We start from the raw sequence: 14827 nt of genomic DNA on the forward strand, positions 1-14827 counted from the left end.
CCGCGCAGCCGGGCAGCCCACGCGCTGAGCGCCAGCGCCAGCCCGGCGGCGCCCGCGGTCGCGACATAGGCGATCTCGGCCTCGGCCATTTGGTCAGATCAGCTCCCACGCCCTGATTCGGTAACCATACCTGAAGAGGGAACAGGGACTAGGGATTAGGGATGAGAGATCTCGAACGCCGTGGAGCGGTGGCGGCCGTGACCCTTCCCAACCTCATCCCTCATCCCTAATCCCTCATCCCTATGAAGTGGACCAACCAACCCGCTCCCTCCCTCGACGACTTCGCCCGTCTGGCGCGCGAGGCGTTCGACGCCCTGCCCGAGCCGTTCGGCGCGCTGGCGGGCGACGTGGTGATTCGCGTCGACGACTTCGCCGACGACGAGACGCTGGCGATGATGGAGATCGAGGACCCGTTCGAGCTGACCGGCCTGTATCACGGCGTCGACATCGGCCTGCGCGACGGCATGGGGCCCGCGCCCGAGGCCAGCCGCATCTTCCTGTACCGCCGCCCGATCCTGGACGAATGGTGCGAGCGCGGCGATGTCGGCCTGAGCGAGATCATCGCCCACGTCCTGATCCACGAGATCGGCCACCATTTCGGGCTCGACGACGACCGGATCGATGCGGTCGAGGCGGGGGATGAGTAATTGGTTGCTGGTGGCTAGTGGCTAGTGGCTAGTGGATCGTAGCTCCACTTCCAGCGGAGGGCGGCGCCGGCCGCGCTTTCACACAGGCGGTGGCTAGCCACTAACCACTAGCCACCAGCCACTCCTCCTCCCCGCCTTAAATCCTTCCCGATCTGTGGTATAAGTCCCGCCTCCCTTTCCTGCAGGACCGACTCCCTTGAGCCTGACGCTCGACCTCTCGCGCTCGGCCGCCGCCCGCCCGGCGGCCCCCGTCAACCTCTCCGGTCTGACGCGCGCCGGGCTGCGTCAGGCGCTGATCGACGCCGGCATCTGCCCGCCGGAGAAGGCGAAGATGCGCGCCAGTCAGGTCTGGGGCTGGATCCACCACTACGGCGCCACCGACTTCGCGGCGATGAGCAACATCGCCAAGGACACGCAGGCGAAGCTGGCCGCCGCCTTCACCCTCGCCCGCCCCGAGATCGTCGAGCGCCAGGTGTCCAACGACGGCACCCGCAAGTGGCTGATCCGCACCGCCCCGGGCATCGAGATCGAGACCGTCTACATCCCGGACGTCGGCCGCGCCGGCGCCCTGTGCGTGTCGTCTCAGGTCGGCTGCACCCTGAACTGCACCTTCTGCCACACAGGCACCCAGAAGCTGGTCCGCAACCTGACCGCCGCCGAGATCGTGGCCCAGGTCCAGGTCGCGCGCGACGACCTCGGCGAATGGCCGTCGCCCAAGGAAGACCGTCGCCTGTCCAACATCGTCTTCATGGGCATGGGCGAGCCGCTCTACAATCTGGACCACGTCGCCGACGCCATCGACATCATCTCGGACAACGAGGGCATCGCCCTGTCGCGGCGCCGGATCACGGTGTCGACCTCGGGCGTGGTTCCCCAGCTCGACGCGCTCGGTACGCGGACGCAGGCCATGCTCGCGATCAGCCTGCACGCCACCAACGACGCCCTGCGCGACGTGCTGGTGCCGCTGAACAAGAAGTACGACCTGGCCCAGTTGATGGCCGGCATCCGCGCCTATCCGGGCATTTCCAACGCCCGTCGGGTGACCTTTGAATACGTCATGCTGAAGGGCGTGAACGACAGCCCGGACGAGGCGCGCGCCCTGCTGAAGCTGATCGAGGGCATCCCGGCCAAGGTGAACCTGATCCCGTTCAACCCCTGGCCCGGCACGGACTATGAGTGCTCGGACTGGAAGACGATCGAACGGTTCGCGGCCATCCTGAACAAGGCCGGCTACGCCTCGCCTATCCGCACCCCACGCGGCCGCGACATCCTCGCCGCCTGCGGCCAGTTGAAGTCGGAGAGCGAAAAGGTCCGCGCCAGCGTTCGCCGCGCCGAACAGGCCGCGGTCGCGGGGACGGTCGCGGCCGCCTGAGGTGGCTGATGGTTAGTGATTAGTGACTGGTTCCCGCCGGGCCGGGCAGTTCGCCACCGCCCAACCACCAGTCACCAATCACCAATCACCGGCCACCAGCCGCGCCTCCGCCTGTCACATCGCGTCACGGTTCTTGACCGAGTGTGGCGCCGGCGCGCTTGCGGAATGCGGCGGAAAGGCGGCAATCGTCGGCAACACCACTTACCGGGAAGCCATGGACTCCTCGCCGCTCTCCAATGTGCTTGAAAGCGCCGAAGTTCAGGCGTTCGCCACGGGCTTCCCCACGGCGCTGGCGCATCTGAGCGTCACCCTCGGTCTGCTGGCGGCCGGCGCGATCATCTACGCCCTGCTGACCCCGTGGAAGGAGATCACCCTCATCCGCCGGGGAAACGCCGCCGCCGCGGTGGCCTTCTCGGGCGTGCTGGTGGGTCTGGCCGTGCCGCTGGCCGTCAGCCTCAGCGTCTCGACCTCGATCAAGGACATCGCCCTGTGGGGCGTCGCCACCGTGGCGCTCCAGCTGATGGCCTTCCGCCTCGTCGACTTCGTGCTGACGGGCCTGCCCCAGCGCATCCAGAACAACGAGGTCTCCGCCGCCGTCCTGCTGGTCGGCGCCAAGCTGTCCACGGCGCTGATCCTGGCGGCGGCGCTGACGGGCTGAGCCATGGCCCTGCCGCGTCCCCCAGACTGGCTGGTCTATTCGGCGGTTCTGGGCGTCCTGCTGATCGGCTCCCTGAAGGGGCGCGAGAACGCCAATGCGCCGCCCGCGCCGCCGCCGCCCGACGAGACAGAGGGCGCCCTGCTGGGGCCGGTCACGCCGTTCGATCCGGCGGTGACGGTGACGACGCCCGACATCCCGTTCCAGCCCGCCTCCGGCACCGCCTTCTCGGTCTCGCGCGAGGGCCGGTGGGTGACGGCGCGCCACGTGGTCGAGGGCTGTCGACGCCCCGCCATTCTGGTCGGCGGCGGCCGGGCTCTCGCCGCCGACGTCCGGCTGGCTCCGCGCGCCGACATCGCCGTGCTCCTGACCCAGGGCGGCCCGGAGCCATTGGCCGTGGCCTCGGTCCAGCCGCTCCGCGCCGGACAGCGCGCCTTCCACCCCGGGTATCCGCAGGCCCGCCCGGGCGAAGTCACGTCACGCCTGCTGGGGCGCGAGACGCTGAAGGTGCGCGGGCGCGGCGAGCGCGATGAGCCTGTACTCGCCTGGGCGGAGGTTGGGCGCACGCGCGGCCTGGGCGGAACCCTCGCCGGCCTGTCGGGCGCGCCGGTGCTGGATCGTCAGGGCCGGGCCGTCGGCGTCACCATCGCCGAAAGCCCGCGCCGCGGCCGCATCTACACCACCTCGCCTGACACCTTCGGCCCGGCTGTCCGCGGGCTTCAACGGGCCGACGAACCGCTGACCGGCCGCGCCGTCACCATCGACAACTACGGTCTGGTGGCCGACGACCTGCGCCGCGACCTGCGGGTGGCGCAGGTGGTCTGCCTCTCGGCCTGAAGCGCCTACCGCAGTCCCACGCTGTCGATGTTCAGGCTCGACAGGGGGATGACCTCGACGTTCGGATATTTCGCCCGCAGCGCCTCGAGGAATTGGGCCGCGTCGCCGACGATCACCACGCTGGCGGCGTTCGCCGGCAGGTTCTCGGCCGCCGCGGCCTGAATGGCGGCCGGCGTGACGCCGTTCACGTCGTCGGCATAGGTGGCGAGGTTCGAAATCGGCAGGCCGTACAGCGCCAGGTTGGCGACCAGACCGCCGAGACCGTCGACCGTCTCGAGCTGCCGTCCGAAGCCGCCGATCAGGGTGGCCTTGCGGGGCGCCAGTTCAGCTTCGGTGGCTTGTGTTTCCGAAAGACGCGAGATCTCCGCCAGCATCAGTTCCGCCACCTGCGCCGCGGCGTCGTTTCGCGTCTGGGCGGTGGCGGTCAGAATGCCCTCGTCCTGTCGCACATTGAGGCCCGAGCCCGCGCCGTAGCTGAGGCCGCGCTTGATCCGGATTTCCTGGCTCAGACGGGCCGAGAAGCCGCCGCCCAGCAGGGCGTTGCCGACCAGCATGGGGAAGTAGTCCTCGTCCGTGCGGGCGATGCCGCGTAGAGCCGTCACCACCGCCGCCTGCCCGGCGCCGGGCTGGTCGATCACGATCACACGCGGCGCCACCGGCGCCCCGGCGGGATCGCCGCTCGCCATCGCGGCGCCGGCGGGATCGCGCCAGTCGCCGAACGCCTGTTCCGCCAGCGCATAGGCCGCATCGGGCGTGATGTCGCCGGAGAACACCAACGTCGCCTGGCTGGGCCGATACCGCGACTGATGGAAGGCTGCGATGTCTTCCCGGGTCAGGCCGGGAATGGTGGCCGGCGTGCCTGAGCCGGGCACGGCGTACGGGGCTTCGCCGTACACCGCGCGCGCCGCCGCGAGAGCCGCGACGGGGCCCGCCTGGGACAACTGCACGCGCAGACCGGCGAGGGTCTGCGTCTTGGCGCGGTCCAGTTCCTCGGTGGCGAAAGCGGGGTTGCGAACCACGTCGGCCATCAGGGCGACCGTCTGCGGGAACACGTTCGAGGGCGAGGAGGCGAACACATTGGTGAAGTCGGCGCTTGCGCCGGCCCCGATCGACGCGCCGAGACGCTCGACTTCGGTCGCGATCTCCGGCGCCGAACGGGTGGCGGTCCCCTGATCCAGCAGGGAGGCGGTGAAGCTGGCGACGCCGGCCTTGCCCGAGGGATCATCGGACGTGCCCGCCTCGAAGCTCATCCGCGCCGAGACGAGCGGCAGGCCCGGCTTGCGGGCGACCAGAACGCGCATCCCGTTCGCGAGACGGCGCTCCGCCACCGCGGGCGTGGCGGGCTCGACCGCGGGCCCGGGCTCCGGCAGCGGACGGCGCTGTCCCTCAGGCAACAGGCTGACCCGTTCGCCCGCGGGGGCGAGCGTGGCGAGCGTGATCGGCGCGGTGAACTCCGTGCGCGCCGGCGTTTCCGGATTGGCCTCGTCGGCCTGCAGGTAGCGCATCGAGATGGCACGGTCGTCGCGCAGATAGGCGCGCGCGACACGCTGGACGTCCTCGGCGGTGACCGCCTGGATGTTTGCCACGTCGCGGTCGGCGGTCGTCGGGTCGCCCGTCATGATCAGGCCGAAACCGAACTGGAAGGCGCGGTCGTCGACCGTTTCGAGGTTGCGCAGCGCGTCGGCGACCAGCTCCGTCTTGGCCTCGGCCAGTTCCGCAGGCGTGACCGGCTCGTCGCGCAGACGCGCGATTTCAGTCCGCAGGGCGGCCAGACCCTCGTCCGGGGTGTGGCCCTCGCTCATGATCGCCGTGGCCGCCAGCGTGCCGACCTGCTGCTGCAGGTTGCTGGCCGACGTCGCCGTGGTCGCGATGCGCTGACGATACACCAGCGACTGGTACAGGCGGCTGCTCTCACCGGTCGACAGGATGCCGTCCAGCACGGACAGCGCCGCCCGGTCGGCGTGGCCGTAAGGCACCGTGGGCCAGGCGATCTGGACCATCGGCAGCGGCACGTTCGGTCCGTAGAAGGTCGCCTCGCGCGCCGTGCCGTAGCTCTCCGGGACATTGTTGACCGGCAGCGGGCGGTCCGGGTTCTCGATCGGGCCGAAATAGCCGTCGATCCAGCGGTCCAGCTGAGCCTGATCGAAATTCCCGGCCACGATCAGATAGGCGTTGTCGGGCCGATAGAAGGTCTCGTGAAAGCGCAGGACGTCGTCGATCGTCGCGGCCTCCAGATCGGCGATCGAGCCGATGCCGGGCCGCCGGTAGGGGCTGTCCGGGAAGATGAAGGCCTGCGAGTGCAGCCGCTGGAACCGTCCGTAGGGCGGCGAGAGCACCCGGAGCCGGAACTCCTCCTTCACGACGTCGCGCTCGCTCGCGAATGTCGCCTCGTCGACGACCAGCGAACCCATCCGCTCGGACTCCGCGAACAGCATCCGCTCCAGATGCTGCGCCGGGACGGTCTCGTAGTAGTTGGTCAGGTCGAGCCAGGTGGAGGCGTTGTTGGAACCGCCCACGTCCTCGGTCAGCCGGTCGAACGTCTCCTGCGGCAAGTTACGGGTGGCCTTGAACATCAGGTGTTCGAACAGGTGGGCGAAGCCCGAACGGCCCTCGGGATCGTCCTTCGCCCCGACCTTGTACCAGACCTGCACCGTCACATTCGAGGTGGACGCATCCCGCGCCGTATAGACCTTCAGCCCGTTCGGCAGCGTCCGCTCCTGAAAGCCGAGCGGCGGCACGACCAGCGGCCCCGCCTGCAGGGCGGCGGCCGGTGGGGTCGCGGGCGAGGTCTCGACGGAGGCGACGGCGGCGGAGCCCATCAGCAGGGCGGACAGGGAAACGGCGGCGAACAGGCGGGACTTCATGGGAACGGCTCCGGACGCCCGGCGACCGAGCGAGCGGACGTTATCAGCGCCTGAGGGCGGCGCACCTTACGGAGTCGTAATGTAGCGGCTGGCGTGCGCCGTCAGTCGAGCGCCAAGGCATCCGCCAGCAGCCGCGCCTCTTCCGCCCGGCTCGAGCCGGTGCGCCACGCCACCACGATCTCGCGGCGCGGGGCCTTGGCGGCGATCGGGCGCACCACCACGCCGGGCATGTCGGCCAGGCCCGCCCGCACCGCCATCTCCGGCAGAAAGCTGACGCCCAGACCGGCCGACACCATCTGGACCAGCGTATGCAGCGAGGTCGCGGCGAACACGTCCTCGCCCTTCGGCGGGTCAATGTCGAAGGCGGCCAACGCATGATCCCGCAGGCAGTGGCCGTCTTCAAGAAGGATCAAATCCTCGGCTTTCAGCGAACCCGCGGGGATCGGCCCCGGCCCCGCCAGCGGGTGGCCCACGGGCGCCGCGGCGAGGATTTCGTCGTCGCCGATCCGGGCGTGGTCGATCCCGGCGGCGCCGTATGGCAGGGCGATCACCGCGGCGTCCAGCTGTCCGGCCTTCAGCCCCGCGATCAGCCGCGGCGTCAGGTCCTCGCGGATGAACAGGCGCAGCGCCGGATAGGCGTCCTTCAGCCCCGGCAGACGCGCAGGCAGAAGGAAGGGCGCCACCGTCGGAATGACGCCCAGCCGGAACCGGCCCGACAACGGCTTGCCGGCGTTGCGCGCCGCCTCGACCAGATCCTCGGTCCGCGTCAGGACGTCCTCGGCCCTACGCACCGCCTCGGCGCCCACGGCCGTCAGCTGCACATTGCCCCGCGTGCGCTCAACCACCGCCCCGCCGAGGATGCGCTCTAGCTCCTGCACCCCGGCCGACAGCGCCGGCTGGCTCACATGCGCCGCCTCCGCCGCCCGGCTGAACGAATGATGCTCCGCCAGAAGCTTGAGATACTGGAGCTGGCGCAGGGTCGGGAGCATGGGCGACATATAGGCTTCGGCTATCCCGATCTCCAACGGCAATCGAACAACCTTATGCGTCGGCGCCCGCTGTGCCGGCGGAGCAGGTTCATCACGAAGGACACGAAGAAGGTCACGAAGGACACGAAGAGACCTGAGCCGAACGACGCACCGGGCCTGCTCCCGGACGGGGCCTTGTTTGCGGCGAAGCCGCGATCCTCACGGCTATTGAGGAGCCCACTGGCGCCTAGTCGCGCTCGGTCCCTTCGTGTCCTTCGTGACCTTCTTCGTGGCCTTCGTGATGAACCTTCAAGGCTGCCGGGCCGCCGCCCGTCCCTCCAGATCCAGCACTCTGCGCCGAAACCGGAAGGACGGAAGAGCGCGGCCCTAGACCGCCGCCACGCCGAACTCCTCGTCCAGCGTAAGGTCGAAGCGGTCGGCGTTCATCACCTGGGTCCAGGCGGCGATGAAGTCGTTCACGAACTTCTCGCCGGCGTCGGCGGAGGCGTAGACCTCGGCCAGCGCCCGGAGCTGGGAGTTGGAGCCGAACACCAGGTCGGTGCGGGTCGCGGTCCATTTCTCCTGATCGGTCCGGCGGCAGGCGCCGACGAAGACCTCGTCGCCGCGGTCGTCGACCTCCCGCCACGCCGTCCCCATGTCGAGCAGGTTGACGAAGAAGTCGTTGGTCAGCTGCCCCGGCCGGTCGGTGAAGACGCCGTGCTTCGAGCCGCCGTGATTGGCGCCCAGCACGCGCAGTCCGCCGACCAGAACCAGCATCTGCGGCGCGGTCAGGCCCAGCAGCTGCGAGCGGTCGACCAGCAGCTCTTCCGTCGGGACGTTGAAGCGGACGCTGAGGTAGTTGCGGAAGCCGTCGGCCTTGGGTTCCAGCACGGCGAAGCCCTCGACGTCGGTCTGCTCCTGACTGGCGTCGGTGCGGCCCGGCTTGAACGGAACCTCGACCTGGTGGCCGGCAGCACGCGCGGCCTGCTCGACGCCGACCGAACCGCCCAGCACGATCAGGTCGGCGATGGAGACGTTGGTCCCCGACGCCGCCTTGATGTCCTCATAGACGCGCAGCACCCGCGCCAGCTTGTCCGGCTCGTTGACCGGCCAGCTGCGCTGCGGCTCCAGCCGCAGCCGGCCGCCGTTGGCGCCGCCGCGATGGTCCGAGCCGCGATAGGTCGAGGCCGCCGCCCACGCAGTGCTGACCAGTTCCGCCACCGACAGGCCGGAGGCGGCGATGCGGTCCTTCAGCGCCCGGATGTCGGCCTCGCCGATCATCGGCCCCTGACGCCGGGGGATCGGATCCTGCCACAGCAGATCCTCCTGCGGCACTTCGGGCCCGAGGTAGCGCGCCTTCGGCCCCATGTCGCGGTGGCAAAGCTTGAACCAGGCGCGGGCGAAGGCGTCGCCGAAATAGGCCGGGTCGGCGCGGAAGCGCTCCATGACTTCGCGGTATCTGGGATCGACCTTCAGCGCCATGTCGGCGGTCGTCATCATCGTCGGCACGCGCTTGCCGGGCGTGTGGGCGGCGGGGGCCAGCGTCTCGGCGGGATTGCCGACCGGCTGCCACTGCTTGGCTCCGGCGGGGCTGCGGACCATCTCGTATTCGTGGTCCAGCAGCATGTCGAAATACGTCATGTCCCAGGTGATGGGCGTCGGCGTCCAGGCGCCTTCCAGCCCCGAGGTGATGGTGTGGTCGCCCAGGCCGCTCTCGTGGCCGGACTGCCAGCCGAGGCCCTGCTGGGCGATGTCCGACCCTTCGGGCGCGGCCCCGACCTTGGAGGCGTCGCCGGCGCCGTGGGCCTTGCCGAAGGTGTGACCGCCCGCCGTCAGCGCCACCGTCTCCTCGTCGTTCATCCCCATTCGGGAGAAGGTCTCGCGCATGTCGCGCGCCGATTGCAGGGCGTTGGCGTTGCCGCCGGGCCCTTCCGGATTGACGTAGATCAGGCCCATCTGGATCGCCGCCAGCGGGCTCTCCAGCGCCTTGCCGGACTCCTCGTTGATCCGGGTTTCGCCCAGCCACTCTTCCTCGGTGCCCCAGTAGACGTCCTTCTCGGGCTCCCAGACGTCGGCGCGGCCGCCGCCGAAGCCGAAGGTCGGCCCGCCCATCGACTCGATGGCGACATTGCCCGCAAGGATCATCAGGTCGGCCCACGACAGCTTGGCGCCGTATTTCTGCTTGATCGGCCACAGCAGCCGGCGCGCCTTGTCGAGATTGCCGTTGTCCGGCCAGCTGTTCAGCGGCGCGAAGCGCTGCTGGCCGGAGTTGGCCCCGCCGCGCCCGTCGCCTGTGCGATAGGTGCCCGCCGAGTGCCAGGCCATGCGGATGAAGAACGGCCCGTAGTGGCCGTAGTCCGCCGGCCACCACGGCTGGCTGTCGGTCATCAGGGCGGTCAGATCGCGCTTCACCGCGGCGTAGTCGAGCGTCTTGAACGCCTCGCCATAGTTGAAGCCGTCGCCCATCGGATCGCCGGTGCGGCCCTGCTGGTGCAGGATGTCGACCGACAGATGGTTAGGCCACCAGTCGCGGTTGGTCCGACCCAGCAGCGACCTCAGGGCCGCCGCTTCCTTCTTCGGATCGTTGAGGGGCGTCGGGGCGCCGGCGTTTCCGTCCATGGTGGTCCTCCCTGAGTATGCTTTTCAGGGAGCCTATGCCTGCCGAAGCGGCAGGGAAAATCGATAAACTTTGTCGTCGGCAAAGGGTGAGGTTATGCCACTCGCACTCTCTGCTCTTCCTCGTCCCTCCGGGGCCGGAGCGGCGCAGCCGCGCAGGAACCCGGAATCCAGAGGTCCGGACTACCGGCCAACCGCGCGTCCCGGACCGAGCCCGGACTTCTGGATTCCGGGTTGCGCTACGCGCCCCCGGAAGGACGACGAGTTGGCGGGCGTCGGCTGCCGCTACTCCTGCCCCGTCATCATGAAGGCGTTTAGCTTGTTGCCGTCCGGGTCACGGAAATAGGCCGCGTAGAAGCCCTCGCCGCGGGGCCCGGGCGGCCCCTCGCAAGTTCCGCCGTTCTCCAGCGCGATCTGGTGCAGCCGCTGGATCTGTTCCTGCGACGACGCCTCCAGCGCCACCATCACCCCATTGCCGACGCTCGCCGCCGCGCCGTCGAACGGCTTGGTCAGCCCGATCCCGGCCCCGCCGCCCGGCGTGCCCCAGGCGATCGCGCCCGGCCACTCCATCATCCGCGACGTCCCGAGCTCGGCCGCCAGCGCATCATAGAACCGCGCGCCCCGCTCGAGATCGTTTGTCCCCAGCGTCACATATCCGATCATGATCTCTCCTCCCTGACAGACTAATAGAGACACGAACAAAACCGGAACTCAAGTATGTGTGAGAGGGGCCGGCCGTCGACTTGCCATCGGGAACGGCGCCGCTAGGCTCCGCGGCATGACCCTTCACCCGCTTCCGCTCGCCGCACTTTCGGTGCTTGCGCTAACTGGCTGCGCCACCGCGCCGCCGACACCGTCCCTCCTGGCCTCCGACCGGGAGGTGGTCGCCCATGTGAGGGCAAATTGGAGTGAACACGTGGCCCGCATGGCCTTCCTGAGCGGACGTCGCGGGCAAACACCTGTCCTGATCTCGGTGTCGAAAGTCGAATGTGCGCCCACAGGCTTCAACAGCGCATGCACATTCGATGTACGGGCCCGTTTCGATGACGGCGCCGTACTCACGCGATCGGTTGATAGCGAGTTCCAGCGTGGCGCCGACGGCTCGATTGCAAAAGTTTTCCCGGTCGTTGTGGTCTATCGTTGAGGCCCCGCCTCCCCCAACCACCGCATGCGGCACGCCATCATGGCCGTCTCGCCCAGCCGGTCGACCAGCCGCCAGTTGACCACCGCGCCGATCGGGGCGCCGACCACAGGGATCAGCTGGGCCAGTTTGGCGAGGTCGATGTAGTCGCGGTACTCGATCTGGAAGCGGCGCCAGTCGTACTCGGCAGTCGTCTCCGGCTGGTCCACGCCCGCGATCCACGCCTCCAGCGCCGCCAGCGCCTCGGGTCGCCGTTGCGCGCTCGCGAAGGCGAGGTGGAAGATGTGCAGCAGGAATAGCCGCTCGCGCACCGCATCCCCGCCCCAGCCGTAGGCGCCGACCACGTCGCCCAGCATCCGCACCTTGATCGCCATCAGGGCCGGGAAGTCCGCCGCCGCCAGCACGAAGCCGCCCGCGCCCGCGACCCCGCCCTCGACCCCGGCGGTGTTGCGGTAGGTCCGGATTATCGCCCGCGCCCTCAGCTCGCGCGCCGCCAGCGGGCCGTCGGCGAGCGGCCGCGACTGGATCAGGTCCGAGCCGAACAGAATCCCTTTCGTCATCGCCTCGACGCCTGCGGTGACGATGGCGTGGACCCGCTCGGGGATCATTCGGTTGATCCGCGCCTGCGTGCCGCGCGTCGCCTTGTCCCACAGGCCGGGCCGCTTCAGCATCCGCGCCCGCCACGCCTCGACCTCGGCCCGAACGGCGCCCTCATCGACGACTGTGATCAGCCCGTCGGGCACGGCCTCGGCGGGGACCAGTTCAGGCCGGGGTTCGGGCAGGCGGGCCATGGTCGCTCCGGTGACGCGGCGTCACGGTTGCAGGCGCAAGCGCGCGGGTCTAGACCGCCGCCCACGGTTTCCTCCCTAACAAACGGCCTCAAGCAGCGCATGCGCGCGACAGGCCCTCAACAATCGGCCCCAAGTCGCGCGAAGCGCGACAGGCCACTGGAGAACTCTATGGCTCGCGCGAAGATCGCCCTCATCGGCGCCGGCATGATCGGCGGCACCCTGGCTCACATCGCGGCGCGCGAGGCGCTGGGCGACGTCATTCTGTTCGACATCGCCGAGGGCACGCCCCAGGGCAAGGCGCTGGACATCGCTGAGGCCAGCGCCGTGATCGGGACCGACGTCGCGCTGAAGGGCGCCAACGATTACGCCGACATCGCCGGCGCGGACGTCTGCATCGTCACCGCCGGGGTGCCGCGCAAGCCGGGCATGAGCCGCGACGACCTGATCGGCATCAATCTGAAGGTCATGAAGGCCGTCGGCGAGGGCATCAAACAGCACGCCCCGAACGCCTTCGTCATCTGTATCACCAACCCGCTCGACGCCATGGTCTGGGCCCTGCAGCAGTTCTCGGGCCTTCCCAAGGAGAAGGTCGTCGGCATGGCCGGCGTGCTGGATTCGGCCCGCTTCGCATACTTCCTGGCGGAGAAGACCGGCGTCTCGGTGCAGGACATCAACGCCTGGACGCTGGGCGGCCACGGCGACGACATGGTGCCGATGGTGCGTCACTCGACCGTCGGCGGACTGCCCCTGCCCGACGCGGTCAAGGCCGGCTTCATGACCCAGGCCGAGCTGGACGCCATCGTCGACCGCACCAGAAAAGGGGGAGGCGAAATCGTCGCCCTGCTGAAGACCGGCTCGGCCTTCTACGCCCCGGCCGAGAGCGCCGTCGCCATGGCCCGCTCCTACCTGCTGGACCAGAAGCGCGTCCTGCCCTGCGCCGTCTGGCTGTCGGGCGAATACGGCCTGTCCGACCTCTACGTCGGCGTCCCCGCCCTGATCGGCGCCGGCGGCGTGGAGAAGGTGATCGAGTTCACCACCAACGACGACGAGAAGGCGATGTTCGCCAAGTCCGTCGAGTCGGTGAAGGGCCTGATCCAGGCCTGCAAGGACATCGACAGCTCGCTGGTTTAGCAGCCGCCTTTCCTTGTCGTCATCCCGGCGAGAGCCGGGACAAGGCGGCGCGCGAGAGCGCGAACCTGTCGGAGCCCCCGCCTTCGAGGGCCCTGCTTCCCTCACGGTGTTTCGCCGCCGTCGCGGCGCCGCCATGTCCCGGCCTTCGCCGGGATGACGACGACTATTGCGCCGCCGCCGGCCCCTGCGCCTGCACCAGGCTCCCCGCGAACCCGCGCAGCATCTGCAGCCAGATCGCCGTGGGCTCCTGCAGTTGGCCGGTCCCGGTCGAGGTCAGCACCAGGTCGTACTGCAGCACCGCTCCGGCCTCGCCGCCGTCGCCCGCGGGCACGAAGAAGGCCTTGGCGTAGCGGGCGTTGCGGTTCCAGGCGTTGACCTGTTCCAGCGTCACCCCGCCCGAGAAGGCCGCGCTATACTGGACGTCGTCGCATGGACCGGCGCCGGTGCAGTTGTAGAAGGTCAGGGTCCACGGCAGCGGCTGGTCCGCCACCTTGAGCGTCTGGGTGCTCGCCTCGACCTCGGGCTCGGCGACAGTCCCGCCCAAGCCGGTCAGCCAGGCGCGGACCTCCGAAACCGGCGCCCCCTTGGCGGGGGCGGCCGTCTGCGCCAGCACGGGCGAGGCGGCGCAAAGGGCAAGGGCGGCGAGCAGGGCGGTCAGGCGCATCGACAATTCTCCGGAAGGTGAAACACTGGACCCGCCGGCGCGAGCGGAATTGTGGCGAGCGTGTCAGGCCGCCCGTTCCCGCGCCAGCCATTCCGCTCCCGCCATTTCATTCAGCCGCGACACCGTGCGTTCGAATTCGAAGGCGCCGACGCCCGCGGGGTAAAGCGCCTCCGGGACGGCCTCCGCCAACGCCACCAGCCGCGTGCCGGCCTCGTAGAGCGCGTCGACCAGCGTCACGAGCCGCCGCGCCTCGTGGTGGTTGGCCGGGCCCAGCACCGGCACGTCCTCGAGGAACAGAGTGTGGAAGCGTTCGGCCACCGCCAGATAGTCCTGCGGCCCCAGCGCCGTGCCGCACAGCTGCCGGAAGGTGGCCCGCGCCAGTCCGCCGTCGGTGCGCTCGATCGTCACCCGCCGCCCCTGCACGGTCAGATGCGCCGGCGCCTCGGCCTGTTCGCCCTTCAGCTCTTCCCACAGGGCGTCGAACGCCTGCCGCTGGTCGGCGTCGGCGGGGGTGAACCAGACCCGCGAGCCCATGATCCGGTCCAGCCGCCAATCGCGGCCGCCCGCCACCTCGACCACCTCGCAGCGCGCGCGGATCATGTCGATGAAGGGCAGGAAGAGCTGCCGGTTGATGCCGTTCAGGTACAGGTCCTCGGGCGCGCGGTTGGAGGTGACGACCAGCACCACCTTCTGTTCGAACAGCGCCTCGAACAGCCGCCCCAGGATCATGGCGTCACCGATGTCGGTGACCTGCAGTTCGTCGAAGCACAGCAGCCGCGCCTCCGAAGCGATCAGCTCGGCCGTCGGCCGGATGGGGTCGTCGCCTTTGGACTGGCCGAAGACGGCTTTGCGCGTCGCCGCGTCGCCCTCGCGCCACTGGCGGATCAGCTCGTGCACCCGCGCCATGAAGGCGTGGAAATGGGCGCGGGCCTTACGCTCCTCGGGGGCGCAGGCGCAGAACAGGTCCATCAGGATGGACTTGCCGCGTCCCGGCGGTCCCCAAAGATAGACGCCGCGAACCTCCGGCCGCCGGCCGAAGAGGCCGCGCTTTTCCAGATCAAGCTCGGCCCGTTCGAGCGCGCCGATCACCGCCGCCTGCGACGGATCGGGGTCCAGCCGGCCGTCGGCGAGACGGCGCTCA

At 69.6% G+C, this 14827-nt stretch carries 13 protein-coding genes; 6 read left to right on the top strand and 7 right to left on the bottom strand.

Annotation, left to right across the window (positions count from 1 at the left end):
* Positions 1-242: 242 nt before the first annotated feature.
* The 4 genes from VGB60_RS04205 (at position 243) to VGB60_RS04220 (ending at position 3511) form a co-directional block, all read left to right on the top strand.
* On the top strand, positions 243-647 hold the full coding sequence (locus tag VGB60_RS04205) for a metallopeptidase family protein (protein WP_331037024.1): 405 nt from the start codon (positions 243-245) through the stop codon (positions 645-647).
* Between the two features lie 196 nt (positions 648-843).
* On the top strand, positions 844-2019 hold the full coding sequence (rlmN, locus tag VGB60_RS04210; protein ID WP_331037025.1) for a 23S rRNA (adenine(2503)-C(2))-methyltransferase RlmN: 1176 nt from the start codon (positions 844-846) through the stop codon (positions 2017-2019).
* Positions 2020-2233: 214 nt separating this feature from the next.
* A complete protein-coding gene (locus VGB60_RS04215; protein ID WP_331037026.1) occupies positions 2234-2677 on the top strand; it encodes a DUF350 domain-containing protein in 444 nt (147 codons plus the stop codon).
* A 3-nt stretch (positions 2678-2680) separates the two neighbouring features.
* Entirely contained in the window at positions 2681-3511 is an 831-nt protein-coding gene (locus VGB60_RS04220) for a serine protease (RefSeq protein WP_331037027.1), read from the top strand.
* Positions 3512-3516: 5 nt separating this feature from the next.
* Here VGB60_RS04220 and VGB60_RS04225 read toward each other — a convergent pair whose 3' ends face one another.
* The 4 genes from VGB60_RS04225 to VGB60_RS04240 all read right to left on the bottom strand — a co-directional run bounded on the left by VGB60_RS04225 (position 3517) and on the right by VGB60_RS04240 (position 10622).
* On the bottom strand, positions 3517-6375 hold the full coding sequence (locus tag VGB60_RS04225) for a pitrilysin family protein (protein ID WP_331037028.1): 2859 nt from the start codon (positions 6373-6375) through the stop codon (positions 3517-3519).
* Positions 6376-6476: 101 nt separating this feature from the next.
* Positions 6477-7364, bottom strand: coding sequence for a hydrogen peroxide-inducible genes activator (locus VGB60_RS04230; protein ID WP_331037036.1), 888 nt, complete (start codon positions 7362-7364; stop codon positions 6477-6479).
* 366 nt (positions 7365-7730) lie between these two features.
* Positions 7731-9962, bottom strand: a complete 2232-nt coding sequence (gene katG, locus VGB60_RS04235) for a catalase/peroxidase HPI (RefSeq protein WP_331037029.1) — start codon at positions 9960-9962, stop codon at positions 7731-7733.
* 282 nt (positions 9963-10244) lie between these two features.
* Positions 10245-10622: a VOC family protein gene (locus VGB60_RS04240; protein ID WP_331037030.1), complete on the bottom strand. Its 378-nt coding sequence runs from the start codon at positions 10620-10622 to the stop codon at positions 10245-10247.
* Between the two features lie 115 nt (positions 10623-10737).
* On the opposite strand from VGB60_RS04240, the gene VGB60_RS04245 reads away from it, so the two are divergent.
* Positions 10738-11103 (top strand): hypothetical protein, encoded by a 366-nt coding sequence (locus tag VGB60_RS04245; protein WP_331037031.1) that lies wholly within the window; start codon positions 10738-10740, stop codon positions 11101-11103.
* On the opposite strand, the gene VGB60_RS04250 is transcribed toward VGB60_RS04245, so the two are convergent.
* Complete coding sequence (locus VGB60_RS04250) at positions 11094-11891, bottom strand: EcsC family protein (protein ID WP_331037032.1); 798 nt, start codon at positions 11889-11891, stop codon at positions 11094-11096. The genes VGB60_RS04245 and VGB60_RS04250 overlap by 10 nt on opposite strands.
* A 168-nt stretch (positions 11892-12059) precedes the next feature.
* Between VGB60_RS04250 and mdh the strand changes: the two genes are divergently transcribed.
* Positions 12060-13022 (top strand): malate dehydrogenase, encoded by a 963-nt coding sequence (mdh, locus tag VGB60_RS04255; RefSeq protein WP_331037033.1) that lies wholly within the window; start codon positions 12060-12062, stop codon positions 13020-13022.
* A 163-nt stretch (positions 13023-13185) separates the two neighbouring features.
* On the opposite strand, the gene VGB60_RS04260 is transcribed toward mdh, so the two are convergent.
* Both VGB60_RS04260 and zapE read right to left on the bottom strand, forming a co-directional pair.
* The gene (locus VGB60_RS04260) at positions 13186-13686 is read right to left on the bottom strand and encodes a YbjN domain-containing protein (protein ID WP_331037034.1); all 501 of its coding nucleotides are present in this window, start codon (positions 13684-13686) and stop codon (positions 13186-13188) included.
* Between the two features lie 63 nt (positions 13687-13749).
* Positions 13750-14827, bottom strand: a 1078-nt coding sequence (gene zapE, locus VGB60_RS04265; protein WP_331037035.1) for a cell division protein ZapE, incomplete at its 5' end; no start/stop codon positions are given.

This window comes from Brevundimonas sp., assembly GCF_036399195.1.
Taxonomy (GTDB): Bacteria; Pseudomonadota; Alphaproteobacteria; order Caulobacterales; family Caulobacteraceae; genus Brevundimonas.